Source organism: Quadrisphaera granulorum, from assembly GCF_003149145.1.
In the GTDB taxonomy this organism is placed as follows: Bacteria; Actinomycetota; Actinomycetes; order Actinomycetales; family Quadrisphaeraceae; genus Quadrisphaera; species Quadrisphaera granulorum.
In genome coordinates this window covers 73,068-97,276 of the sequence record NZ_QGDQ01000013.1, presented here as the reverse complement: position 1 = coordinate 97,276, position 24,209 = coordinate 73,068, and the positions used below count along the sequence as shown (strand labels likewise).

General features: G+C 74.5%; 19 protein-coding genes and 1 tRNA gene. 18 read left to right on the top strand and 2 right to left on the bottom strand.

The window, feature by feature from the left end; all coding sequences use genetic code 11:
• The first annotated feature begins 3 nt into the window (after window positions 1–3).
• From BXY45_RS11740 to BXY45_RS11695, 10 genes are all read left to right on the top strand, one after another.
• Window positions 4–444: an ATP-binding protein gene (locus BXY45_RS11740; RefSeq protein WP_211319483.1), complete on the top strand. Its 441-nt coding sequence runs from the start codon at window positions 4–6 to the stop codon at window positions 442–444.
• Between the two features lie 152 nt (window positions 445–596).
• Window positions 597–3,188, top strand: a complete 2,592-nt coding sequence (locus tag BXY45_RS11735) for a sodium-translocating pyrophosphatase (protein ID WP_109774679.1) — start codon at window positions 597–599, stop codon at window positions 3,186–3,188.
• A gap of 14 nt (window positions 3,189–3,202) precedes the next feature.
• Entirely contained in the window at window positions 3,203–4,801 is a 1,599-nt protein-coding gene (locus tag BXY45_RS11730; protein WP_245961772.1) for a DUF7059 domain-containing protein, read from the top strand.
• Window positions 4,802–4,823: 22 nt separating this feature from the next.
• A complete protein-coding gene (locus BXY45_RS11725; RefSeq protein ID WP_109774678.1) occupies window positions 4,824–5,867 on the top strand; it encodes a phosphatase PAP2 family protein in 1,044 nt (347 codons plus the stop codon).
• A gap of 86 nt (window positions 5,868–5,953) precedes the next feature.
• Window positions 5,954–8,842 (top strand): type I DNA topoisomerase, encoded by a 2,889-nt coding sequence (gene topA, locus BXY45_RS11720; protein WP_170131467.1) that lies wholly within the window; start codon window positions 5,954–5,956, stop codon window positions 8,840–8,842.
• Window positions 8,843–9,020: 178 nt separating this feature from the next.
• Window positions 9,021–9,683 carry an ECF RNA polymerase sigma factor SigK gene (gene sigK / locus BXY45_RS11715; RefSeq protein ID WP_245961771.1) on the top strand — a complete coding sequence of 221 codons (663 nt, stop codon included), beginning with the start codon at window positions 9,021–9,023 and terminating at the stop codon, window positions 9,681–9,683.
• Complete coding sequence (locus BXY45_RS11710; RefSeq protein WP_109774677.1) at window positions 9,680–10,528, top strand: anti-sigma factor domain-containing protein; 849 nt, start codon at window positions 9,680–9,682, stop codon at window positions 10,526–10,528. Before sigK ends, BXY45_RS11710 begins: the two co-directional genes overlap by 4 nt.
• A gap of 78 nt (window positions 10,529–10,606) precedes the next feature.
• On the top strand, window positions 10,607–12,787 hold the full coding sequence (gene tmk, locus BXY45_RS11705; protein WP_245961770.1) for a dTMP kinase: 2,181 nt from the start codon (window positions 10,607–10,609) through the stop codon (window positions 12,785–12,787).
• Complete coding sequence (locus tag BXY45_RS11700; protein ID WP_109774675.1) at window positions 12,784–13,956, top strand: DNA polymerase III subunit delta'; 1,173 nt, start codon at window positions 12,784–12,786, stop codon at window positions 13,954–13,956. The genes tmk and BXY45_RS11700 overlap by 4 nt, the downstream gene beginning before the upstream one ends.
• Before the next feature lie 65 nt (window positions 13,957–14,021).
• Window positions 14,022–15,563: an alpha/beta hydrolase gene (locus BXY45_RS11695; RefSeq protein WP_109774674.1), complete on the top strand. Its 1,542-nt coding sequence runs from the start codon at window positions 14,022–14,024 to the stop codon at window positions 15,561–15,563.
• 49 nt (window positions 15,564–15,612) lie between these two features.
• On the opposite strand, the gene BXY45_RS11690 is transcribed toward BXY45_RS11695, so the two are convergent.
• Entirely contained in the window at window positions 15,613–15,978 is a 366-nt protein-coding gene (locus BXY45_RS11690; RefSeq protein ID WP_109774673.1) for a hypothetical protein, read from the bottom strand.
• Between the two features lie 105 nt (window positions 15,979–16,083).
• Here BXY45_RS11690 and BXY45_RS11685 point away from each other — a divergent pair.
• From BXY45_RS11685 to BXY45_RS11660, 6 genes are all read left to right on the top strand, one after another.
• Window positions 16,084–16,156: transfer RNA gene (locus BXY45_RS11685), tRNA-Thr, on the top strand.
• 131 nt (window positions 16,157–16,287) lie between these two features.
• Window positions 16,288–16,980, top strand: coding sequence for a GntR family transcriptional regulator (locus BXY45_RS11680; RefSeq protein WP_109774672.1), 693 nt, complete (start codon window positions 16,288–16,290; stop codon window positions 16,978–16,980).
• A gap of 277 nt (window positions 16,981–17,257) precedes the next feature.
• Window positions 17,258–18,898, top strand: coding sequence for an NCS1 family nucleobase:cation symporter-1 (locus BXY45_RS11675; protein ID WP_109774671.1), 1,641 nt, complete (start codon window positions 17,258–17,260; stop codon window positions 18,896–18,898).
• Window positions 18,895–19,626 (top strand): aspartate/glutamate racemase family protein, encoded by a 732-nt coding sequence (locus BXY45_RS11670; protein WP_109774670.1) that lies wholly within the window; start codon window positions 18,895–18,897, stop codon window positions 19,624–19,626. Before BXY45_RS11675 ends, BXY45_RS11670 begins: the two co-directional genes overlap by 4 nt.
• Before the next feature lie 309 nt (window positions 19,627–19,935).
• The gene (locus BXY45_RS11665; RefSeq protein WP_170131466.1) at window positions 19,936–21,306 is read left to right on the top strand and encodes a sensor histidine kinase; all 1,371 of its coding nucleotides are present in this window, start codon (window positions 19,936–19,938) and stop codon (window positions 21,304–21,306) included.
• A 133-nt stretch (window positions 21,307–21,439) separates the two neighbouring features.
• Window positions 21,440–22,093 (top strand): response regulator, encoded by a 654-nt coding sequence (locus BXY45_RS11660; RefSeq protein WP_109774668.1) that lies wholly within the window; start codon window positions 21,440–21,442, stop codon window positions 22,091–22,093.
• Window positions 22,094–22,131: 38 nt separating this feature from the next.
• On the opposite strand, the gene BXY45_RS11655 is transcribed toward BXY45_RS11660, so the two are convergent.
• Window positions 22,132–22,989, bottom strand: a complete 858-nt coding sequence (locus tag BXY45_RS11655) for an SDR family oxidoreductase (protein ID WP_109774667.1) — start codon at window positions 22,987–22,989, stop codon at window positions 22,132–22,134.
• 99 nt (window positions 22,990–23,088) lie between these two features.
• Here BXY45_RS11655 and BXY45_RS11650 point away from each other — a divergent pair, with 99 nt between their 5' ends.
• Both BXY45_RS11650 and BXY45_RS11645 read left to right on the top strand, forming a co-directional pair.
• Window positions 23,089–23,526, top strand: a complete 438-nt coding sequence (locus BXY45_RS11650) for a winged helix-turn-helix transcriptional regulator (RefSeq protein WP_245961769.1) — start codon at window positions 23,089–23,091, stop codon at window positions 23,524–23,526.
• Window positions 23,523–24,209: a histidine phosphatase family protein gene (locus BXY45_RS11645; RefSeq protein WP_109774666.1), complete on the top strand. Its 687-nt coding sequence runs from the start codon at window positions 23,523–23,525 to the stop codon at window positions 24,207–24,209. Before BXY45_RS11650 ends, BXY45_RS11645 begins: the two co-directional genes overlap by 4 nt.

Sequence of the window (24,209 nt, the reverse complement as noted above, 5' to 3'; positions counted from 1 at the left end):
GCGGTGGCTCTTCACACTCCCTCGACGGGCCCCAGCGGCGCACCCGCGCCGCTGGGGCCCGTCGTGCTCCGCTTCACGGCGCTGCCGGAGCACGTGCGCATCGCGCGCCTGGTGACCACGTCGCTGGCCCGGCGCGCCGGACTGTCCGCCGGCGACGTCGAGGGCGTGCGCCTGGCCGTGGGCGAGGCCTGCGGCCGCGCCGTCCAGCGCAGCGAGTCGGCCGCCACCAGCGAGCTCGTCGAGGTCACCTCCACCTCGTCAGCGGGGACCCTCGTGGTGGAAGTGGTCGACCATGCCGGCGACGACGGCGTGGAGACCGAGGAGGTGGCCATGCTCCTCATGGAGGGTCTGGCCGACGAGGTCGCGGTCACCGCGGGCCCGGGCGGGCGCGGCGGCACCACCCGGCTCACGTGGCGCGCAGCGGGCGGTTCCCTCCGCGGCTGACCTGCGGGGTCGTCGAGCCGGGGAGGCGCCGTCCTCCCCGACTGGACAGCGCGGGTTGGTGCGTCTGTAGTCTCGCCGAGACCTGTTCCACCCCCCGTCGGGTGCCGCGAGGCCGCCTGGGGGGTTCGCCCCAGCCTCGTCAAGGAGGACGGATGCTCGGGCTGACGAGCTCTGCCGTGCTGGCCGGGGTGCAGACCGCGGCTGGTGCGTCCACCACCCCCAGCACGGCCGTGACCGGCCGTGACCAGATCATCGTCATCGCCATCGCGGCCATCGCCGCGCTGGGCCTGGTGATGGCTTTCGTGTTCCGCCGCCAGGTGCTCGCCGCCGGTGAGGGCACGGAGCGCATGCAGGAGATCGCCGCTGCCGTCCAGGAAGGCGCGAGCGCGTACCTGCGTCGCCAGTTCCGGACGCTCGCGATCTTCGCGCTGCCCGTCGTGGCGCTGCTGTTCGTGCTGCCCGGCGATTGGGAGGTGCGGACCGGCCGCGCCGTCCTGTTCCTCGTCGGAGCCCTGTTCTCCGCCGCGGTCGGCTACCTGGGCATGTCCCTGGCCGTGCGGGCCAACGTCCGCGTGGCCGCTGCGGCTCGCACCCCCGAGGGGCGCGAGGAAGGCTTCCGCCTGGCCATCCGTACCGGCGGCACCGTTGGCATGGCCACGGTGGGCCTGGGACTGCTCGGCGCCTCCCTCGTGGTGCTCTTCTTCAAGGGCGACGCCCCGACGATGCTCGAGGGCTTCGGCTTCGGGGCCGCGCTCGTCGCGATGTTCATGCGCGTCGGCGGGGGCATCTTCACCAAGGCCGCCGACGTCGGCGCCGACCTCGTCGGCAAGGTCGAGCAGGGCATCCCCGAGGACGATCCGCGCAACGCCGCGACCATCGCCGACAACGTCGGCGACAACGTCGGCGACTGCGCTGGCATGGCTGCGGACCTCTTCGAGTCCTACGCGGTGACCCTCGTGGCCGCGCTGATCCTCGGCCGTGCCGCCTTCGGTGACGCCGGCCTGGTGTTCCCGCTGCTGGTGCCCGCGGTCGGCGCGCTCACCGCGGTGCTCGGCATCCTCCTCATCCGCGCCCGCAGCGGAGAGAGCGGTCTGGGCGCCATCCAGCGCGGCTTCTACCTGTCAGCGGTCGTCTCCGCCGTCGGCAGCACCGCGGTGGCCTTCGCCTACCTGCCGAGCTCCTTCGCCCGCCTCACGGGCGCCGGCCAGGGCGTCGAGCAGATCGAGTCCGACCCGCGCTTCCTGGCCTCGGCCGCGGTCATCGTTGGCATCCTCCTCGCCGTCGTCATCCTGTGGATCACCGGCTACTACACGGGCACGGAGTCCAAGCCGACACAGGCGGTGGCCCGCACGTCGCTGACCGGTCCCGCGACCGTGGTGCTCTCGGGCATCGGCCTGGGGCTCACCTCGGCCGTCTACACGACGCTGATCATCAGCGGCGCTGTGCTGCTCTGCTTCCTCCTGGCAGCGGGCAACGTCAGCCTGGCGCTGTTCCTCGTGGCGCTGGCCGGCACCGGACTGCTCACCACGGTCGGCGTCATCGTGGCCATGGACACCTTCGGTCCGGTCAGCGACAACGCCCAGGGCATCGCCGAGATGTCCGGCGACGTCGACGAGGCCGCCGCGCGCACCCTCACCGACCTCGACGCCGTGGGCAACACCACCAAGGCCATCACCAAGGGCATCGCCATCGCGACGGCGGTGCTGGCCGCGACGGCGCTGTTCGGTTCCCTGACCGACACCTTCCTCACCGCAGCGCAGTCGGCGTTCGCCAGCGTGCAGCAGGTGCCCAGCCAGTTCGTGCTGCAGTCCCTCGGCCTGCAGCTCAACCAGGCCGGCTTCGTCATCTCCATCGGCCAGATCACCGTGCCGTCGGTGCTCGTCGGCCTGCTGGCCGGCGCCGCCGTCGTCTTCCTCTTCTCGGGCCTGGCCATCGACGCCGTGACCCGCGCCGCGGGCGCCATCGTCTTCGAGGTGCGCCGCCAGTTCCGGGAGAAGTCCGGGATCATGGACGGCACCGAGAAGCCCGAGTACGGCCGCGTGGTGGACATCTGCACCCGCGACTCCCTGCGCGAACTCGCGACCCCCGGCCTGCTCGCGGTGCTCGCGCCCGTCGTCGTCGGGTTCGGCCTGGGTGTCGCCGCGCTCGCCGGGTTCCTGGCCGGTGCCATCGGCACCGGGTGCCTCATGGCCGTGTTCCTGGCCAACTCCGGTGGCGCCTGGGACAACGCCAAGAAGCTCGTCGAGGACGGCCGCTACGGCGGCAAGGGCTCGGAGGCCCACGCGGCCACCGTCATCGGCGACACCATCGGTGACCCGTTCAAGGACACTGCGGGCCCGGCCATCAATCCCCTGCTCAAGGTGATGAATCTGGTCGCCATCCTCATCGTGCCCGCGGTGGTGACCCTCACGGTCGGTGAGAGCGCGAGCACCCCGGTGCGCCTGGCGATCGCGGGGGCGGCCCTGCTCGTGCTCGTCGTCGCGGTCTACCTCTCGGCGCGGCGCACGAGCGCGCTCGACGCGGACGAGGACGACGACGACCTCGAGGACGACCTCGACGACGACGGCGACGGCTCGGCCGCTGACGGCCCGCAGGGCGAGGAGCGCCCCGCGGGTGAGCCGGCCACCGAGATCACCGACGGGTCCGCCGACAAGGCCAGCGGCAAGCCCGCTGCCGAGTCGACCTCCACCTCCGCGCTGGCCCCCAGCACGGAGCGCGAGCCGGAGGCGGAGCCCAGCCGCTGACGTACCGTCGGGGTGTGTCACTGACGGCTCCGACAGCTCAGACGACGGTCCGCGAGACGACCGGCGCACGGCCGCCGAGGCCCCCGCAGCTGACGGGGGCCTCGGCGGCCTCGCTGCGTGCGGACCTGGAGCGGTCCGGGTGGACGGTCGAGGGCGTCGCCGAGCTGCTGGGCCCGGTCGCGGAGGCCGCGATGCGGCGCGACTCGCTCCTGCCCGCTCGCCGGGCTGCCGCGGCCGCCGGTGACGACCCGGTGGCCGTGCTCACGCGCCTGTTCCTCCTCGCCGGCACCGTGACCCGCGCGGCGCTCGATGCGGCGCTGCCGGCCACCGGCACCGCCGGCGCGGAGGCCGTGGGGCTGGTCGAGGCCGCCGGCGGCTCCCCGGACGACGCTGTCCGCGCCGTCGTCGACCTGCGCCCTCACGCCGCTGTCGACGCCCTTGGTGAGGTCGCCTGGTGGGTGGCGTCCGACCTCGGGGAGCACGCTCTGCCGCCCGGGCAGCCGCTGCCGTCCGAGCACGTGCTCGGCATCGGTGGGGCCTCGGCCTCGCTCGCGAAGCTCGCGGTGAGGACGCCCGCGCAGCGGGTGCTCGACATCGGCACCGGCAGCGGTGTGCAGGCGCTGCACGCCACCCGCCACGCCCGCGCGGTCACCGCCACCGACACCTCGGCACGGGCCCTCGGCTTCGCGGCCTTCAACGCCGCCCTGGCGGGTGTCGAGCTCGACCTGCGCCGCGGCAGCCTGCTGGAGCCCGTGGCGGAGGAGCGGTTCGACCAGGTGGTCTCCAACCCGCCGTTCGTGGTCACCCCGCGCGCCGCCGGCGTGCCCGGCTGGGAGTACCGCGACGGGGGACTCGTCGGTGACGCGGTGGTCGAGCAGCTCGTCACGGGCCTCGGGGCGGTGCTGGCGCCCGGCGGCAGCGCGCAGATGCTCGGCAACTGGGAGCACCGGCGCGGCGAGGGCTGGCAGACGCGGGTGCAGGGCTGGCTCGACGCCTCCGGGCTGGACGGCTGGGTGGTGCAGCGCGAGGTCATGGACCCCGCCCACTACGCCGAGACCTGGATCCGCGACGGCGGCCAGCGCCCCGGGCCGGAGGCCGACGCGCTGCTGGAGGCCTGGCTCGACGACTTCGCCGCCCGCGGCGTCGAGGCCGTCGGCCTGGGCTTCGTCGTCCTGCACGCCCCGGCCGCAGACGCCGCCTCCAGGCCGCGGTGGACGCGCGTCGAGGAGGTCACCGGACCGCTGGAGCGCCCCCTCGGCGAGCACGTGGCCGCCGTGCTGGCTGCCCGCAAGCGCCTGGTGTCCACCGACGACGACGCGCTGCTCGCCGCGCGGCTGCGGGTGGCCGACGACGTCACCGAGGAGCGCCACGCCCGACCCGGGGAGGGCGGACCGCGCGCGGTGCTGCTGCGCGCCGGCGGCGGGCTCGGCCGCGTCGCGTCGGTCGGCACCGCGCTGGCCGGCCTGGTGGGTGCCTGCGACGGCGAGCTGCAGGTCGGTCAGGTGGTGCAGGCGCTGGCGGTGCTGCTCGACGTGGACGCTGCCGCCCTGCGGGCCGAGCTGGTGCCGCAGGTGCGGGGCCTGGTCGAGGACGGCTTCTTGGAGTGGACATGACGCTGTGGGGACCTCAGGGGGCATGGCGGTGAGGACGACGACGTCGGCGGGCGCCGCGGCCGCGTCGCCGCGGCGCGCCGTGAGCCCCGCGGCCCTGGCCGCCGGGGTGCTCGTCGCGGTCGCCTCGGCAGCCGGGGTGTGGGCGCTGCACCGGGTCTTCGTGCTCACCGCCCACGGCCAGGCGGTCGACGAGGCGGCGCTGACCGGCGCGCGGACGCGCCTGTGGCGGTTGGAGGGCAGCGCCCACGCCGTCCTCGACACGGTCTCGGTGCTGGGGGTGCTGGCAGCGGTGGCGGTGGTCGCCGTCGTCGCCCTGGCCCAGCGGCGGGTGCGGCTGGCGCTGGCCGCCGTCGTCCTGGTGACAGGTTCGCTGGTGACCACCCAGCTGGCCAAGCACGTGCTGCTCGCCCGGCCCGACCTCGACGTCACCTATGTGCTGTCCAACTCCCTGCCCAGCGGGCACACCACCTTCGCCGGGGCGGTCTCTGCGGCTGCACTGCTCGTGGCGCCGGTGCGGTTGCGGCCCCTCGCGGCTGTGCTCGGCGCCGGTTACACCTCCGCGATCGGCGTCGGCACGCTCGCCGCGGGGTGGCACCGGCCCAGCGACGCGGTGGCTGCCATGCTCGTGGTGCTCGCTTGGGGGGCGCTGCTGGCGCCGCTGGCCGGGGGCCGGCCTTCCGGCGGGGCGGGCTCGACGGGCCGCGCCGTCGCAGGGAGCCTGCTCGTGACCGGCGCCGCGGTCGGCCTGACGGGGGGAGCCACCGCCCTGGCCGTCGTCTCGGCCGTGGTGCCTCCCGAGCCCACCGGCCGGACGTGGCAGCTGGTGGCCGGAGCCGGAGGCGCCCTCGGGGTGGGCGGGGCCGCGTGCGGGGCGCTGCTGGCCATGCTGCTCCTCCAGCGCGCTGCCGATCGAGCTGCTGATCGAGCTGCTGATCGAGCTGCAGGTCGGGATGCTGGGAGTGGCGCCCCGGGAGCCGCTCCGCAGCGCGCCGGGGGCGACCCCGCCGTCACGGGAGGTACGGTGACCGCGCCGCAGCCGTCGGCGGGGCCGCGCTCCCTCGAGTGAGCCGCCCCGCGAGGCGCGCTGCCGCCCCACCGCTCGCAGACCCGCTGGCCCCGCCAGACCGAACCGCCAGGAAGGCAGGCCCGTCCGTGGCCCGAAGCTCCACCTCCGCAGCGCCCGTGCGCCGGCTCGTCATCGTCGAGTCACCGGCCAAGGCGCGCACCATCGCCAGCTACCTCGGCGACGGGTACGAGGTCGAGGCCAGCGTCGGCCACATCCGCGACCTCCCCCAGCCCTCCGAGCTGCCCGCCGAGATGAAGAAGGGCCCGTTCGGCAAGTTCGCTGTCGACGTCGACAACGGCTTCGAGCCCTACTACGTCGTCGACGCCGACAAGAAGAAGAAGGTCACCGAGCTCAAGCGGGCCCTCAAGGACGCCGACGAGCTCTACCTCGCCACCGATGAGGACCGCGAGGGCGAGGCCATCGCGTGGCACCTGCTGCAGACCCTGCAGCCCACGGTGCCGGTCAAGCGGATGGTCTTCCACGAGATCACCCGCGAGGCGATCCAGCGGGCGCTGGAGGCCACGCGCGACATCGACGCGCACATGGTCGACGCGCAGGAGACCCGCCGCATCCTCGACCGGCTGTACGGCTACGAGGTCTCCCCGGTGCTGTGGCGCAAGGTCCGCGCCGGCCTGTCCGCGGGGCGCGTGCAGTCCGTGGCCACCCGCATGGTGGTGGAGCGCGAGCGCGAGCGGATGGCGTTCCGCTCGGCGTCGTACTGGGACGTCCAGGCCGACACCTGCCCGGCCGGCTCCGGCGGAGCCCAGCGCTTCACCACCCGCCTCGTCTCCGTGGACGGCGCCCGCGTGGCCACCGGCCGCGACTTTGCCGACACCGGCCAGCTCACCGAGCGCGCTGCGGCCCTCGGCGCCGGGCTGGTGCGTCTTGACGAGGCCGCCGCCACCGCCGTGGCCAACGGTCTGCGGGCCGCCGGCGCGCAGGGACTGGCGGTCACCTCGGTGGAGACCAAGCCGTACTCCCGCAAGCCCGCGGCGCCGTTCACCACCTCCACGCTCCAGCAGGAGGCCAGCCGCAAGCTCGGCTCGTCGGCCCGCCAGACGATGCGCACCGCCCAGTCGCTGTACGAGAACGGCTGGATCACGTACATGCGTACCGACTCGGTGTCGCTGTCGCAGCAGGCGGTGAGCGCTGCCCGCTCGCAGGCCGCCCAGCTCTACGGCGCCGAGTACGTGGCGGACAAGCCGCGCACCTACTCCTCCAAGGCGAAGAACGCCCAGGAGGCCCACGAGGCCATCCGCCCCGCCGGTGACGTCTTCCGCACCCCTGCCCAGGTGGCGGGCCAACTGCGCGGTGAGGAGTTCCGTCTCTACGAGATGATCTGGCAGCGCACCGTCGCCAGCCAGATGGCCGACGCGCGCGGCTCCACCGCCACGGTGCGCCTCGGCGGCTCGGTCGACGTCGCTCCCCCCGCCGACGCGCCCCGCGGTGAGGGCTCCTCGCCCACGGGCACGCTGCAGCCCGGCTCCCACACCGTGGAGCTGTCGGCCTCCGGAACCGTCATCACCTTCCGCGGCTTCCTGGCCGCCTACGAGGAGGGCCGCGACGAGGAGCGCCACGGCTCCGGCTCGGGAGACGCCGAGCGTCGGCTGCCGCAGTTGGAGGAGGGCCAGCGCGTCGACGTGCTCGCCGCCTCCGCCGACGGCCACGAGACCTCCCCGCCGCCGCGGTACACCGAGGCCAGCCTGGTCAAGGCCCTCGAAGAGCGCGGCATCGGCCGCCCCTCCACGTACGCCGCGACCATCGCGACCATCTCCGACCGCGGCTACGTGTGGCGTCGGGGCACCGCCCTGGTACCCAGCTGGCTGGCGTTCGCCGTCGTCAGGCTCCTCGAAGACCACTTCGACCACCTCGTCGACTACGACTTCACCGCCGAGATGGAGGACGACCTCGACAGGATCGCCTCCGGCTCCGAAGACCGCCGAGCCTGGCTGAGCCGTTTCTACTTCGGCGCTGAGGGCAACGACGGTGGCGCCGGGGCGGCTGCCGTCCCCGGCGGCGGATCGCCGTCCCCGGCTGGCCGCACCGGTCTCAAGCCGCTCGTGGAGCACCTGGGCGACATCGACGCCCGCGGCGTGAACTCCCTCGACGTCGGCGAGGGCATCACGCTGCGTGTCGGCCGCTACGGGCCGTACCTGGAGATCCCCCCGCCGGAGGGGGCCCCCGAGGGCACCGAGCCGCAGCGCGCGTCCGTCCCGGACGACCTGGCCCCCGACGAGCTGACCCCCGCCAAGGCGCGCGAGCTGCTGGAGACCGCCGGCGACGGCGAGCGCGAGCTCGGCACCGACCCGGCCACGGGCCGCACCATCGTCGCCCGCGCGGGCAGGTTCGGCCCGTACGTCACCGAGGTGCTCGAGGAGGGCGCTCCCAAGAGCGCCAAGCCGCGCACAGCGTCGCTGTTCAAGAGCATGCAGCTGCAGACCGTCGGCCTCGACGACGCCCTGAAGCTGCTGTCGCTGCCGCGTCTGGTGGGCACCGACCCCGCCACCGGCGAGGAGATCACCGCGCAGAACGGCCGCTACGGGCCCTACCTCAAGAAGGGCACCGACTCCCGGTCCCTGACCAGCGAGGACCAGCTCTTCGAGGTCACCCTCGAAGAGGCCCTCGCGCTGTACGCCGAGCCCAAGCGTGGCCGCGGTGGCCGTGCCGCCGCCGCGCCGCTGCGCGAGCTCGGCAACGACCCGGTCAGCGGTGCCCCCGTCGTCGTCAAGGAGGGCCGGTTCGGCCCCTACGTCACCGACGGGACCACCAACGCCACCCTGCGCACGGCTGACACGGTCGAGGCCGTGACGCTCGAGCGGGCGGCGGAGCTGCTCGCCGAGAAGCGCGCCAAGGCCCCCGCCAAGGGCGCGAAGACCACCACCAAGACCACGAAGACCGCCGCCAAGACGACCAAGACCACCAAGACCGGCACGACGCGCAGCGCGTCCTCGCGGTCCGCCGCGGCGAAGAGCTGACCCGGCGCCCCGACCGGACCGGACGCTTCGCCGTGGTGTTCGCGCACGCCGCCGTGTGCTCCGCCTCGACAGCCTGGTCGTGTGCCGGGGTGTCCGCTCGGCCGCAGGATCACCCGTTCGGCTCCCATCCGCGAGGTGCCCAGCACCGAACGGTTGCTGGGAGCACGGAGGTCCTGCCGTGACGGGGGAGGGGGCATCACGTGGTGACGCACCGGGTGACGCCCTGGCGGCGGCGATGGCGCGGGTGGCCCTCGGCGACCGCGATGCCTTCGCCGAGGTCTACGACGCGATGGCGCCCAAGGTGCTGGGCGTGACGCGGGCCGTGCTGCGCAACCCCTCCCTCGCCGAGGAGGTTGCGCAGGAGGTCATGGTCGAGCTGTGGCGCCAGGCGGGGCGCTTCGACCCCTCGGCGGGGTCGGTCGGCGCGTGGGCTGCCACCATCGCGCACCGCCGCGCCGTCGACAGGGTGCGCTCGGTGCGCGCCCGTGAGGACCGCGAGGACCGGGTTGCTGCCGGTGAGAACCGCACCGCCTACGACGAGGTGTCCGAGCAGGTGCTCCAGCACGACGACGAGACCCGCGTGCGCGCAGCGCTCGGTGGACTCACGGAGCTGCAGCGCGAGACGGTGCTCCTGGCGTACTGGGGCGGTCGCACGTCCACGGAGATCTCCCAGCGGCTCGGCGTGCCCGTGCCGACCGTCAAGACTCGGCTGCGCGACGGCCTCGCGCGGCTGCGCGCCGACATGTCCCGCCAGGACGCCGACCTGCCGGGCCCCACCGCGGCAGGTGCTCCCTCGGGGCGGTCGGAGCGGTCCCAGCGATCGGTGAGGAGGACGACGTGAGCGAGCACGACCTCACCGCCGCCTACGCCGTCGACGCCCTCACCCCCGAGGAGGCCCTGCGGGCGGAGCAGCACCTCGCGGGCTGCGCCACCTGTCGGGCAGAGCTCGCCGAGCTGCGGGAGGTGCTGGCCGACGCGATCGCACCGGCGACCCCCTCGCCGGCGATGCGCGAGCGGGTGTTCGCCGCCCTCGACGACGTCGAGCAGCTGCCGCCGGCGCCCAGCGTCGACGAGACCCGACCTGACGAGAGCCGTCCCGAACCACCGGGCCGCCCCAAGCCGGAGGGCAGCCCCGACGAGTTGTCGCTCCGCCGTGACCGGCGGCTCGCGCAGGGCCGCTCACAGGGCCGCTCACAGGGCCGCTCACAGGGCCGCCCGGGGGGCCGCCGGTGGTTGCCGGCCGTGGCCGCCGCGGCAGCCGCCGTCCTCGTCGCCGGCGCCGCCCTCAGCGGCTGGGCTGCGCTGCGCTGGCGCGAGGAGGCCCAGCACGCGCAGGAGGTCGCGCTCGCCATCGCGCAGGTCGCCTCCGCTCCCGACGCCGTCACCGTGGTCGCCCAGAACGATGGGGCGCAGTGGGCCTCGACGCACGTCATGGCCTCCGCCGAGCTGGGCGAGGCGGTCATCATGCCCACCGGCGTCTCCGAAGCGCCCCGGGGCCACGACTGGCAGCTGTGGTGGGTCACCGGCTCCTCGGCCCGCCCCGCGGGTCTGCTGAGCGGCGGTACGCCGGAGGTGCTGGAGGGGGCTCCGGACGGCGCGACCGCCGTCGCGGTGACGCTCGAACCTGCCGGCGGCAGCTCCGCCCCCACCACCACGCCCGTCGCGGTGTACCCGCTCGGTGCGTGACGCGGAGCCGGATCCGCCGTCCCCCGAGAGGCTGTGGACGCACAGGGCGGTGTCGGAGACCGCGGTTACATTGACCCGGTGACGAGCGCTGCGGTGCCCGGCGGTGCCGCCGCGTCGTCCGGGCCGTCGCAGACGGCGCCGGACGAGCACGGCGTGCGCGCTGTCCTGCGCATCCGGTCCTTCCGGCAGCTGTGGTGGTGCCTGGGGCTGTCCAGCCTGGGTGACTGGCTGGGTCTGCTGGCCACCACCGCCCTGGCGGTGAGCCTGTCCGGCGGAGCCCGTGACGCCTACGCGGCGGCCAACCTCGCCGTCGCCGGTGTCCTCGTGCTGCGTCTGGCGCCGGCTGTGATCTTCGGGCCGCTGGCCGGCGTCGTCGCCGACCGGTGGGACCGCAAGACCACCATGGTCGTCGGTGACGTGCTCCGCGGCGTGCTCTTCGCGAGCATCCCCGTGGTCGGCGAGCTGTGGTGGCTGCTGGTGGCGACCGTGCTCATCGAGGTGGTGGGTCTGTTCTGGACCCCCGCGAAGGACGCCTCGGTCCCCAACATCGTTCCCCGTCCGTCGCTGGAGGCGGCCAACCAGCTGACGCTGGTGGTCACCTACGGCACCGCACCCGTTGCCGCGCTGCTCTTCAGCGCCCTGTCGCTGTTCAATCCCGTGCTGCCGGCCCTCCTCGACGGCGTGGCGCTGGCCCTGTACCTCAACGCCGCCACCTACCTCGTGGCCGCGCTCGTCGTCGCGCGGCTGGAGCTGCCGAAGCGCCGCGCCGGTGAGTCCGGCACCACACCGGTGCCAGAGGGGGTCGGGCGCAGCATCCTCGAGGGCTGGCGCTACGTGTGGGCCACGCCGCTCGTGCGCGGTCTCGTGGTCGGCATGCTCGGGGCCTTCGCGGCCGGCGGCTTCGTCATCGGGGTCGCCCGGACCTTCGTGGAGGACCTGGGCGCCGGAGACCCGGGCTACGGCGTGCTCTTCGCCGCGGTGTTCACGGGGCTGGCGCTGGGCATGTGGTCGGGGCCGCGCGTGCTGGCCGCGCTCCCGCGCTGGCGCCTCTTCGCGCTGTCGCTGGTCGCCGCCGGTGTCGTGCTCTTCCCGCTGGCGCTGGTGCCGAACATCGTCATCGTGGCGGCGCTGTCGGTGGCGGTCGGTGCCTGCGGCGGCATCGCCTGGGTCACCGGCTACACCCTGCTCGGCCTCGAGGTGGCCGACGAGGTGCGCGGCCGCACGTTCGCCTTCGTGCAGTCGTCGGCGCGCATCGTGCTGGTGGGCGTGCTGGCGCTCGCCCCCGCGCTCGCCGCGCTGTTCGGCACCCACCGCATCCAGGTCACCGAGACGGCCGGCGTCACCTACAACGGGGCGGCGCTGACGTTGCTCGTCGCGGCCGTCCTGGCCACCGTGATCGGGCTGGCCGCCTACCGAACCCTGGACGACGGCCACTCCGGCCCCCTGCGCGAAGATCTCGTCCGCGCCTGGCGGCTGCGCTTCACCGCCCGCCCCGAGCCGCAGCGCAAGGGGCCGGGATTTTTCGTTTCCTTCGAGGGCGGAGACGGCTCCGGCAAGAGCACCCAGGCGCGCCTCCTGGCCGACTGGCTGCGCGAGCTCGGCCACGAGGTCGTCCTGACCCGCGAGCCGGGCGCCACCGAGTTGGGTGCCTCCATCCGCCATCTCCTCCTGCACGGCGGTCACGTCTCCCCGCGTGCCGAGGCGCTGCTGTACGCCGCTGACCGCGCCCACCACGTCGCCGAGGTGGTCCGTCCCGCGTTGGCGCGCGGCGCCGTCGTCATCACCGACCGCTACCTCGACTCCTCCGTCGCCTACCAGGGCGCGGGCCGTGACCTCGAGGGTGACGAGGTCGCCTCGCTATCCCTGTGGGGCACCGAAGACCTCCTGCCCGACGCCACCGTCCTGCTCGACCTCCCGCCCGCCGCCGCGCGCGCCCGTCTGGGCCGCGCGCTCGACAGGCTGGAGCGCGAGCCGGAGGAGTTCCACGCGGCCGTCCGCGAGCGGTTCCGCCAGCTCGCCCGCCGCAACCGGCGCCGCTTCGTCGTCGTCGATGCCGACGCTCTCCCCGAGGTGGTGGCCGAGCAGGTGCGTGAGCGCCTCAAGCCGCTGCTGCCACCGGCCCCGCCGTCGTCGTCGCAACCGGCCCCGCCGTCGTCCCAGCCGTCGTCCCAGTCCTCGTCGCAGCCGGTCGCGCCGCCTGCCGAGCGGTCGAGCAGCGGCGACGTGGACCCGGCCGACGCCTGGGACGCGGGGCGATGAGCGTCTGGGACGACGTCGCCGGTCAGCCCGAGGTGGTGGCGCAACTGCGCGAGGCGGTCGCCATCCCGGCGGCGATGACGCACGCGTGGCTCTTCACGGGCCCGCCCGGCTCGGGGCGCTCGACCGCCGCCCGTGCCTTCGCGGCAGCCCTGCAGTGCGAGGTCAACGACGACGGAGCTGTGGGGGCGGGCGGTCCAGGCGCGGAGCGCGGGTGCGGGGTGTGCCACGCCTGCCGCACCGTGCTCGCCGGCACCCACGCCGACGTGCAGGTGGTGGCCACCGAGAAGCTCAGCATCGGCGTCGACGACGTGCGCGCCCTCGTCCAGCGGGCTGCTCGCGCACCGTCGGCGGGGCGCTGGCGGGTGGTGCTCGTCGAGGACGCCGACAGGTTCACCGAGCACAGCGCCAACACGCTGCTGAAGTCGATCGAGGAGCCTCCGCCGCGCACGGTGTGGCTGCTGTGCGCGCCCAGCCCCGAGGACATGGTGACGACGATCCAGTCGCGCTGCCGGCCGGTACGTCTGCGTGTGCCCTCCGTCGAGGACGTTGCGGCGCTCCTCGTGCGCCGCGACGGGATCGACCCGACGATGGCGGCCTACGCCGCACGAGCGGCGCAGAGCCACGTGGGGCTGGCCCGCCGCCTGGCGCGCGACGAGGGGGCCAGGCTGCGGCGTCGCCAGGTGCTGCAGCTGGCGTTCGAGGTGACCGGCGTGGGGGAGGCCGTGGTGCGGGCTGGGGAGTTGGTGGACGTCGCCTCGGAGGAGGCGACGGCGGCGACGGCGGAGCGTGACGCCGCCGAGCGCGCCGACCTGCTGCGCTCGCTGGGTGCAGAGGCGGCGGGGTCGCTCCCACCGGCGCTGCGCTCGCAGGTGAAGGCCCTCGAGGACGACCAGAAGAAGCGCGCCACGCGCGCCAAGCGTGACGTGCTCGACAGGGCCCTGGTCGACCTCGCCTCCCTCTACCGCGACGTCCTCGTGGTGCAGCTGGGCGCCGGGGTCGACCTCGTCAACGCCGAGCTGGGCCGCGAGGTCGCCGGCCTGGCGCGCCGTGGCGGCCCCGAGCAGACCCTCGCCCGCCTCGACGCCATCGCGACGGCGCGGCGCCGGATCTCCGCGAACGTCAACCCGCTGCTCGCCGTCGAGGCGATGGCTCTGGCGCTGCGCCCGTGAGCGTCAGCTCCGCCCCCTCGTCGCATCGTTCGCGCTCGTCGCGCCGGTCACGGCGACCCTGGGGGGTGGCGGGTGCGACCGTGGCGGCGGTCATGGCCGTGGCGGCCTGCAGCGGACCGCCGCAGCCCACGGGCGGCGATCCGACCACCCTCCCGCCGACCACCGCCAGCGCCACCACGCCGGGCGAGCAAGCCACCGACCCCGCCTACGCAGCCTTCTACGACCAGAAGATCGCGTGGAAGGACTGCGGGGGCGGGCTGGAGTGCGGCACCGTCACCGTGCCCGTCGACTGGGCCCGCCCCGACCGCGACACGGTCGACCTCGCGGTGGCCCGTCACCCCGCCACCGACCCCTCCCAGCGTCTCGGCTCCCTGCTGGTCAACCCCGGTGGCCCGGGCGCCTCGGGGGTCGCGTGGCTGCGCGGAGGCGTCCAGGCCGTCGTCAGCGACGCCGTCCAGGCCCGCTACGACGTCGTCGCCTTCGACCCACGCGGCACCGGGAGCTCCCAACCGATCGACTGCATGTCCGACGCCGAGTTCGACACCTACCGCGCCGACCCCGCCGACCCGACGACACCGGCGGGCCTGGCGGAGGAGACCGAGGAGGCGACCCGGTTCGCCCAGGGCTGCGAAGTCGACGCCGGCCTGCTGCTGGGCCACCTCGGCACGGTCGACGTCGTGCGCGATCTCGACGTCCTGCGCGCCGTCGTCGGCTCGGAGCGGCTCGACTACCTCGGCAAGAGCTACGGCACGCTGCTGGGCGCCGAATACGCCGGCGCGTTCCCCCAGCGTGTGGGGCGGCTAGTGCTCGACGGGGCCCTCGACCCCTCCTCCAGTTCCGGGGACGTCGCCCTCGTGCAGGCGGAAGGTCTCGAGCGGTCGCTGCGCGCCTACGCCGAGGCCTGTCCGCAGCGGTCGGACTGCCGGCTGGGGAGCACCGCCGACGCCGTCGTCCAGCAGGTCCGCGACGTGCTGAGCGCAGCCCGGCAGCAGCCGCTGCCCACCTCAGACGCGAAGCGACCGCTCACGGCGCCGCTGGCCTTCCAGGGCATCCTGGCCACCCTCTACACCGAGAACACCTGGTCGCTGCTCGACAGCGCCGTGGAGTCGGCGCGCGGCGGCGACGGCGCCCGGCTGCTGCAGCTGGCCGACGCGTACGCCGGCCGCCAGCCCGACGGCACGTACAGCTCCAACCTGCTGGAGGCCTACACGGCCATCACGTGCCTGGACCGTCCGGTCGACGCCAGCCCGCAAGCCATGCAGGCGCAGGCGCAGCAGCTGGAGCAGCGGTCTCCGACGTTCGGCAGGTCGCTGAGCTACGGCGCGCTGCAGTGCGGCGTCTGGCCGATCCCCCCGACCCGCACCCCCGCGCCGGTGAGCGCCCCGGGCGCGGCGCCGATCCTCGTCGTCGGCACCACCAACGACCCTGCCACCCCGTACGTGTGGGCCCAGTCGCTCGCGTCGCAGCTCTCCTCGGGGCGGCTGCTGACGTGGGACGGGCAGGGGCACACCGCCTACCGCCGCGGTTCGGCGTGCGTGGACGGCGCCGTCGACGGCTACCTCTTGGGTGGCGTGCTCCCGGGTGAGAACGCCACCTGCACCAGCTGAGTGCTGCTCAACGGGGGTCAGCAGTGGGTCAGCGGGGGTCAGCAGTGGGTCAGCGGGGGTCAGCGCCGCTGCGGGTGGTTCCGGCGCGCGCGGCGGCTTCCAGCGCCCGCAGGCGGACGCGGTCCTGGATGCTCAGCGTCGACTCCTCCGGGGCGGCCATGAGCATCGGGGCCACCGGCCCCACGACCGAGTGCGGCCCCGCGGGGGGACGCCGCCCGACGGCCGTGACGTCGACGATGTCGAGCCCGTTGTCGGCGTTGATGACCACGTCCAGCGTGGCGGAGCGGGCGCGGCGTGCGCCCAGGTCGACCACCGACGCCGCGGGCGGCGGCAGCACCACGGCCAGACCCGCCGAGCGGGGGCCCGCCGGTGGACCGCTGCGGGGCCTCGTGGTGGTGGTCGCGTCATCGCCCATGCCGCGACAACGGCGCGACGCGCCGATGGCTTGAGCGGTTCGGCGTGTCCGCTCTGGCGCGCCGGGTATGGTGGACCCCGCTGCACGGCGTTCACCGACGTGCGCGCCGCCTTAGCTCAGTCGGCAGAGCGATTCACTCGTAATGAATAGGTCCGGGGTTCGATTCCCCGAGGCGGCTCCCTGAGGTCCCCGCACCGGTGCCGGTGCGGGGACTTTCTCGTCTGTGCAGTCCACTCGTCGCGGTCCACTCGCCGACCGGATGTGGTGCCGGACCCTCCACGGCACCGCAGGCGGGCCTAGCCTCCGCCGGTGCGGCACCCCTCTCCTCTCGTCGCACGCCTGCGGGCTCCCTCCGGTGACCACCCCGCCCGCGGAGTGCTCGCCGAGCTGCGACGCGCCGTCATCTCCGGCGACGCACCGCCCGGCTGCACCATCCCGCTGCGGGAGGTCGCCGAGGCGTTCGGCGTGAGCCCGATCCCCGTGCGCGAAGCGCTGCAGGTGCTGGTCGGTGAGGGCCTCGTGGTGCACCGCGCCAACGCCGGGTACGCGGTAGCCCGGCTGTCGCGCGGCGAGCTGGCCGAGCTGTACGTGGTCCGCGGTGCCCTCGAGGAGGCTGCGCTGCGCGCTGCGGCTCCCTTGGCGACCGATGACGACGTCGAGGTGGCCCGTCAGGCACTCGCGGCGCTGCGCGAATGCCTGTCCGGCGGTGACCTGCGCAGCTACCACGAGCACAGCCGGGCGTTCCACGTCGCGCTCATGGCGCCGGCGGGCATGCCGCGGCTGCTGGGCATGGTGGAGCAGGCGTGGAACCTCACCGAGGCGGTGCAGCCGATGCGCTGGTCGACGTGGCAGGCGCGCGAGCGCCTGCATGCCGAGCACGCCGAGATGCTGGAGGCCTTCGCGCGTCGCGACGCGGACGCGCTGGTGGCGGTGGCTCGCGCGCACCAGCACCGCCTGGAGGAGGTCGTCGCCGACGTCCCCCTGGACGGCGACCCCACCTGACCTCCTCCTCCGCACGATCATGCGGATCCGCGCCACGTCCTGGGCCGGCCGCATGCGCCCCGCCCCGGCGTCCTGGGTTCTCGTGGCGCTGAGGTGCTTGATCGTGGCGGCGACGGGGGAGGGAAGCGCCTGCGCCACCGGCACAGATCGGCACGGAAGCGCATGGTCGTCGCGGGGGAGGGGCTCAGAGATATACGACGAGGGCAACGGTCACGCAACACGGGCTTCCTAGCGTCGTCTCAGCAGCAAGGACCGCCCCCGCCCCCGAGGAGATCCCGTGCCCGAGACCACCACCAGCCGGCGCAGCGCGAGCGGCGCCTCGCCGGCCGCCGGCGTCGTCGACAGTCCCACCGCCGCAGCCCCGGTCGCCGCGCACGGGGCCGCCGGTGATGCGCTCATCAAGCCCGGCTACGACCCGCGCCTGACCAACGCCGACCTCGCCCCCCTGCGCGAGCAGAAGTGGGGCTCGTACAACCTCTTCGCGTTCTGGATGTCTGACGTGCACAGCGTCGGCGGGTACGTCACCGCGGGCAGCCTCTTCGCCCTCGGCCTGGCGAGCTGGCAGGTGTTCGTGGCGCTCATCGCCGGCATCACCATCGTGTACTTCCTGTGCAACCTCGTGGCCAAGCCGAGCCAGGTCACGGGCGTTCCGTACGCCGTCGTCAACCGGGCCGTGTTCGGCGTCAAGGGCGCCAACATCCCCGCGATCATCCGCGGAGCCATCGCCGTGGCCTGGTACGGCATCCAGACCTACCTCGCCTCGGCCGCGCTCGACGTCGTCCTCATCCGGCTGTGGCCGGGCCTGACCCCCTGGGCCGACGCCTCCCAGCACGGTTTCCTCGGGCTGAGCGTGCTCGGCTACGCCACGTACGCCTTCCTGTGGGCGGTGCAGGCGGCGGTCTTCTGGCGCGGCATGGAGGCCATCCGCAGGTTCATCGACTTCTGCGGCCCCGCCGTGTACGTCGTGATGTTCATCCTGTGCGGGTACCTGCTCGTCAAGGCCGACTTCAACGTCTCCCTCACGCTGTCGGAGGTGTCGCTGACCCCGCTGCAGCAGCTCGGCACGATGCTCTCGGCCACCGCGCTCGTCGTCGCCTACTTCTCCGGCCCGATGCTCAACTTCGGTGACTTCTCCCGCTACGCCCGCACCTTCGGCGCCGTGAAGAAGGGCAACTTCCTCGGGCTCCCGGTGAACTTCGTGCTGTTCTCGCTGCTCACCGTGCTGACCGCCGCTGCGACGCTGCCCGTGTACGGCCGCCTCATCACCGACCCGGTGGAGACGGTCGCGCAGATCGACTCGACGTTCGCCGTGGTGCTCGGCGCGGTGACCTTCACGACCGCCACCATCGGCATCAACATCGTGGCCAACTTCATCGCCCCGGCGTTCGACTTCTCCAACGTCAACCCGCAGAAGATCTCCTGGCGCGCCGGCGGCATGATCGCCGCCGTCGGCTCCGTGGTCCTGACGCCGTGGAACTGGTACGCGAACGACACCGCCATCCACTACACGCTCGGCATCCTCGGCGCGCTCATCGGCCCGCTGTTCGGCGTGCTCATCGCCGACTACTTCCTCGTGCGCAAGCAGCGCATCGCCGTCGACGCCATGTACTCGATGGACGAGCGCGCTGGCTACTGGTACCGCAAGGGCTACAACCCCGACGCCGTCATCGCCACGGCCGTCGCCGGTGGCGTCGCCATCGCCTCGGTGCTGCTGCCCCGCCTGCTCGGCGAGGCGCTGTGGGTCAGCGACTGGGCGTGGTTCATCGGCTGCGGCCTCGGCCTCGTGGTCTACCGCGCCCTCGCCCTGCGCCCCGGCTCTCCGACGCTGACCGCCATGGCGGTCGCCGAAGGCGGGACCGGCATGACCGACGGCACCGTCGTCACCGACGAGACCCCGCGGGTGGTGGACGTCCGGTGATCGTCGACGTCGTCAACCCCAACACCACGGGGTCCATGACGGCGCTCGTCGCGGAGGGTGCCCGGGCCGCAGCAGGCCCGGGCACCACCGTGCGCGCCGTCACCTCCCGCTCCGGCCCGGCGAGCATCGAGAGCCACTACGACGAGGCCCTCGCCGTGCCCGGCCTGCTGGAGGCGGTGCTCGAGGGCAGCGCCACGGGGGCCGACGCGCACGTCGTGGCCTGCTTCGGAGATCCCGGCCTGGACGCCTGCCGCGAGGTGGCCCGCGGGCCGGTGCTCGGCATCGCCGAGGCCGCCATGCACGCTGCGGTCCTGGTCGGGCGGTCCTTCAGCGTGGTGACCACGCTGGGACGGACCACCGCGCGGGCCCGCGAGCTGGCCGTCCGCTACGGCTTCGGGGAGCACTGCGCGGGCGTGCACGCCTGCGAGATCCCGGTGCTCGAGCTCGAGACCGACCCGCTGGCCCGGGCCTCCATCGCCGCTGCGTGCGCGAGGGCTCTCGACGACGACGGCAGCGACGTGATCGTCCTCGGCTGCGCCGGCATGACCGACCTCGCGGCGTCGCTGTCGGACGAGCTGGGCGTGCCCGTCGTCGACGGCGTCGCCGCGGCGGTGGGGATGGCGCAGGCGCTCGTGCTGGCCGGCCTGTCCACCAGCCGGCGCGGGGAGTACGCACGGCCACCGGCCAAGGCGTACGCCGGCGAGCTGCAGCGGTTCGCGCTCCGCTGACAGCCGGGCTGACGGCGTGGTGAGCACACCCAACCGGCGGTGATCATGGACCTCCGAAGCGGCTTTCGAGCCGTGATCATGGGCGGTTGGCCACCTTCGCCCTCGGCGAGCTCGTCATCGTGACATGTTCGGGAAGTCCATGATCACGGACTGGGTAAGGCCCTTCCTCGGCGCGGTGAGGGCGGCTGAGTGCAGAGCTGCCCCGTCGCGCTGGGGGCTGGCCGGGTGCTGCGGGTGGGGCTGGCCCCACCCCGCAGACGCCGGGCCGCACCATGGTCCGCGATGCGCCGCGCGACGAGGCTCGATGCCATGACGAACACCACCACGGCCCCGCTCCCGGCGGCCACGTCCGATGTCTCACCACCCGCGGCTCGCCCGGCCGCGTCCGTCGTCGTCGGGTGGCTCCGCCGGACCCCCGGCGACCTTCTCTACCTGCTCACAGGCCTCCCCGTGGCGGCCGTCTCCGCCGCGGTGCTGTGGTCGCTGGCCAGCCTGGTGACCAGCCTCGTGAGCAGCGTGGTCCTCATTCCGGTGGCGATCATCGCGCTGCTGGCAACGCTGGCGTGCGCTCGCGCGTTCGCGCACGTCGAGAGGTTCCGCCTGGCGTGGACGGGGGAGCGCATCCCCGCTCCGCGCCCGGCCGGCTCGCCCCTGACGCCTCCGGCCCCGACCCGCACCGGCCCCTGGTGGCGCTGGTGGGACTGGCTTCGTGACGGCCAGCTCTGGCTCGACCTGCTCCACGGCTCCATCGCTGTCGCCCTGGCCACCATCACCTGGTCGATCACCGTTGCCTGGCTGGTCACCGGCCTGACGGCCGTCAGCTGGTGGTCCTGGGGCGAGCGTGCCCAGGCGGCGGTGGCCCCCGGCCGGGTCTCGATCGCGGGGATCGACGCGCTGCCCGTCGTGTGGCAGGTGCTCGTGGGTCTCGCGCTGCTCGTGACACTCGTGCCTGTGGTCCGCGGGTTGGCCTTCGCCCACGCCGTCTTCGCCCGCGGCACCATCGGCAACTCCTCGGTGCGGGCCCTGGCCCAGCGCGTCGAGGTGCTCACCGCCAGCCGCGCCGCGGCCTCCGATGCCGAGGCGGCCGCCCTGCGTTCATTGGAGCGCGACCTGCACGACGGTCCCCAGCAGCGCCTCGTGCGCCTGGAGATGGACCTCGCCGCCACCCAGCGCCGCCTGGCCGCTGGCGACGCCGAGGCCGCAGCGACCGCGCTCGCCGAGGCGCGCCAGCAGGCGCAGGAGGCCCTCGCCGAGCTGCGCGCGCTGTCCCGCGGCATCGCGCCGCCCGTGCTGGCCGACCGCGGCCTCGTGGCGGCTGTGGAATCCCTCGCGTCGCGCAGCGCGGTGCCGGCCACGGTGCGGGCCGGGGCGTTGGGCGCCCTGCCGGGCGGGGTGGAGCGGGCGGCGTACTTCGTCGTCGCCGAGGCACTGACCAACGCCGCCAAGCACAGCGGGGCCCGGGCCGCCGTGGTGGACCTCACGGTCCGTGCGGAGCCGGAGGGGCGTTGGCTGGTGGTGAGGGTCGAGGACGACGGCGTCGGTGGCGCCGACCCGTCCAGCCCGACGGGCACAGGTCTTCGCGGGCTGGTGGCCCGGGCCCAGGCGGTGGACGGCGCGCTCACCGTGGCGAGCCCGGCCGGCGGCCCGACCGTGGTGGAGGCCCGTCTCCCCCTGCCCTGACCCCGACCTCCCCACGGTGATCATGGGCGTCCGCCACCCTCTCAAGTCGTGATCATGGGCGTCCGCCACCTCCAGGGGTGGCGGACGCCCATGATCACGGAGGGGGAGCGGGGGGTCTGGGAGCATCGGCGGCGTGAGGGTGGTCGTCGCGGAGGACTCGGTGCTGCTGCGCGAGGGGCTCGTGCGCCTGCTCGCCGAGGCGGGCCACGAGGTGGTCGCCGCCGTCGGTGACGCGCCCTCCCTGCTCGACGCCGTCGCCGCGCACGCGCCCGACGTCGCCGTCGTCGACGTCCGGATGCCCCCGGGTCACACCGACGACGGCCTGCGCGCCGCCGTCGAGGCCCGGCGCCGCCAGCCCGACCTCGCGGTGGTGGTGCTCTCGCAGTACGTCGAGGCCTCCTACGCCGCCGACCTCCTCGGCGACGGGCGCGGCGGCGTGGCTTACCTGCTCAAGGACCGGGTGGCCGACCTCGACGCGCTCACCGGCGCACTCGACGCCGTCGCAGCAGGTGGCACGGCCCTCGACCCAGAAGTGGTCGCGCAGCTCCTGGCCCGCCGTCGCCGCGACGACCCCCTCGCCGCGCTCACCCCGCGTGAGCGCGAGGTGCTGGCGCTCGTGGCCGAGGGCCGCTCCAACGCCGCCATCCGCGACGCCCTCGTCGTGTCCGAGGGTGCCGTGGAGAAGCACGTGGCGAGCATCTTCACCAAGCTCGGCCTGCCGCCGTCGACGGCGGACCACCGCCGGGTGCTGGCGGCCGTGACCTATCTGCGGGCCACGGGCGCCTGACACCCGGCAGCGGTGCGCCGCAGCGGCGGCGCGACCCGTCAGACGCGAGCGGCGCGCAGCGCGTCGGTGAGCGGGGTTGCCGGGCGGCCCAGGAGCTCCTCGAGGTCAGCGGTGCTGCCCTCCAGGGCGCCGCCGGCGGTGGCGACGTCGACGGCCGCGTAGAAGCCGGCGGTGCCCGCGTCGAGCCCGGCGGCCTGCAGGCCCGCGGTGAGCTCCTCGACGGAGACCTCGTGGTGGACCACCTCACGGCCCAGGACCTCGGAGAAGGCAGCGGCCAGCTCGGTCAGCGTGAAGGAGGGGCCGGCCAGCTCGTAGGTGCGCCCGGCGGTGCTCTCGTCGAGCAGGGCCGCCGCCGCCGCAGCGGCCAGGTCGGCGCGGGTGGCGGGGCTCACGGCGGCGCCGCGCGTGGCGCTGGCGATCGACCCGGTGGCCTCCGCCTGGCTTAGCAGCCCGAAGTAGTTCTCGGTGTACCAGCCGTTGCGCAGGACGGTGGTGGGGATGCCGGACGCGGCCAGCAGGCCCTCGGTGGCCACGTGGTCCGGGGCGACCGGCAGGTCGGAGCTGGCGGCGCGCAGCACGGAGGTGTAAACGATCCGGCCCACCCCGGCGGCCTTCGCGGCGTCGACGACGGCGGTGTGCTGCGGCACCCGCGCCCCGACGGAGTTGCCGGAGACGAAGAGGAGGGCGTCGACGCCCTTCAGGGCCGGCTCGAGGGTCTCGGGGCGGTCGTAGTCGGCCTCGCGGACGTCGACGCCGCTCGCGCTGAGGTCGGCGGCCTTGGCGGGGTCGCGGACCAGGGCGACGACGTCGGCAGGTGCCGTGCCGCGGCGCAGCAGCTCGGCGACGGCGAGACGGCCGAACTGGCCGGTGGCTCCGGTGATGGCGTACGTGGGCACGGGTCCTCCTGGGTGGTGCGGGCCGAACTGACGCCACCCATCATGCAGCACTAACTGCCGGTTAGTGCAAGCGGATCCGCTGCGCGGTAGCATCGGCGGGTGACCAGTGCCCCCGAGGACGACGACGCGACGCCCGCGCGGCCCACCGACGAGCTGGACGACCAGCAGTTCGTCATCGACGTCTTCGCGCGCGCCTGCCCTTCGCGCTCGCTCCTGGCCGACGTCACCGGCCGCTGGGGCACCCTCGCCGTGCTGGCCCTGGCTGACGGCACCGCGCGCTTCGGCGCGCTGCGCCGCCGCGTCGACGGCGTCAGCGAGAAGATGCTGTCGCAGACGTTGCAGGCCCTCGAGCGCGACGGGCTCGTGGTCCGCGAGGTCGTCTCGAGCATCCCCCCGCACGTCGAGTACACGCTCACGCCGCTCGGCCTGCGGATCGCCCAGCGGCTGCACGCGCTCGTGGAGGTGCTCGAGGACGCCGTCCCGGAGGTGGTGGCCGCGCGCGCGGCCCACGAGGCCCGTGGGAGGGTCGACGCGTGAGGCTGATCCTCGTCCGCCACGGCCAGACCCCGTCCAACCTCGTGCACAAGCTCGACACGAAGATCCCCGGGCCGGGGCTCACCCCGCTGGGCGAGGAGCAGGCCCGCGCCCTCGTCGAGACGCTGCGCGGCGAGCGCATCGATGCCCTGTGGGCCTCCAGCGCTGCGCGCGCGCAGCTCACCGCCACGCCGCTCGCCCACGACCGCGGCCTCGCCGTCCAGGTGCACGGCGGTCTGCGCGAGCTCGACGCCGGAGACCTCGAAGGCCGCACCGACGAGCTGTCGGTCCGCGAGTACCTGCGGGTGGCCTTCACCTGGGCCGACGGAGACCTCGAGGCCCACCTCCCCGGCGGCCCGACGGGGCGCGAGGTGCTCGAGCGCCTGGACGCCGGCGTCGCCGCCGTCGCGGCATCGGTCGCTCCGGACGGCGCGGCCGTCGCGGTGAGTCATGGTGGCGCCATCCGCGTCTGGGTCGCGGCGCGGGCCGGGGTCGGCGCCGCGTTCGCCGCGTCGAACCCGCTGCTGAACACCGGCGTCGTCGTCGTCGAGGGCAGCCCCGACCAGGGCTGGCGCACCCTCAGCTACCAGGGCGATCCGCTCCACGCGCCGACGGCGCCGCTGGAGGAGTCGGGCCCCGCGGCCGAGCCTGTCATGACGCCCGCCATCCAGCCCGTCATGGAGTGA

Bases quoted from the DNA above. Each gene is read 5' to 3' on its own strand.
- BXY45_RS11735 (WP_109774679.1), top strand. From the start codon at position 597: ATGCTCGGGCTGACGAGCTCTGCCGTGCTGGCCGGGGTGCAGACCGCG.
- BXY45_RS11725 (WP_109774678.1), top strand. From the start codon at position 4,824: ATGGCGGTGAGGACGACGACGTCGGCGGGCGCCGCGGCCGCGTCGCCG.
- BXY45_RS11700 (WP_109774675.1), top strand. From the start codon at position 12,784: ATGAGCGTCTGGGACGACGTCGCCGGTCAGCCCGAGGTGGTGGCGCAA.
- BXY45_RS11690 (WP_109774673.1), bottom strand. From the start codon at position 15,978: ATGGGCGATGACGCGACCACCACCACGAGGCCCCGCAGCGGTCCACCG.
- BXY45_RS11665 (WP_170131466.1), top strand. From the start codon at position 19,936: ATGACGAACACCACCACGGCCCCGCTCCCGGCGGCCACGTCCGATGTC.